1 protein-coding gene is annotated in these 625 nt (G+C 30.9%); it reads right to left on the reverse strand.

The window, feature by feature from the left end; translation table 11 throughout:
- Nucleotides 1-325 (reverse strand): cupin-like domain-containing protein (locus FUA24_RS02785; RefSeq protein WP_187388137.1); only part of this gene is annotated, 325 nt, incomplete at its 3' end.
- Nucleotides 326-625: the final 300 nt, after the last annotated feature.

Consider the following 625-nt stretch of genomic DNA (forward strand, 5'->3'; position numbering starts at 1 on the left):
GCGGAATTTCTTTTAAAATATTCCACAAAAAAATACGATATTTTGTGGGCTCGGTTTTTAGTAAATCTACATAATCGGCCATTTTCATTTTAGCATGTGGCTCATTAAAACCTTCTTTATAATCAACCGGTCTGTCATCATAAAGCGGCACCATAGTATTGCCAGCAATGGCTTTAATATAATTTAAATTCCATTTTTTGTATGCAGGCCAATCATCAATAAAACGCTCAATAACCACTGGTTTTTGTGGCTTAAAGTAGTTTTTTAAAAACTCTTGTTTGGTTATGGTTTTTACTCTTGGAACTTCTTGTAGGTTCAATTTCAATTTACTTAAAATTAATTGGCAAAGTTAAGTAAACGTTAAGTAACTACATTACTATTTTTTGTTTTGCCTGTATTTTAACGTACTAGTTACATTAATATTGGGTTAAAAAAACTAAAGCTGCTTAAAAAAGCAGCTTCGGTTAACAAATATATTTGTTGTTTTGGTTTTAGTTAAAATTATAGCGCAACCCAAATAACACATTGCTTGGTGGCATTGGCACTACACCAGACTCTATATAATCTGCATCAAAAATATTAGCTGCAGTTACAGTAAATTCTAACTGGTTTAGGTTTATAATTG

The organism is Seonamhaeicola marinus (assembly GCF_008085455.1).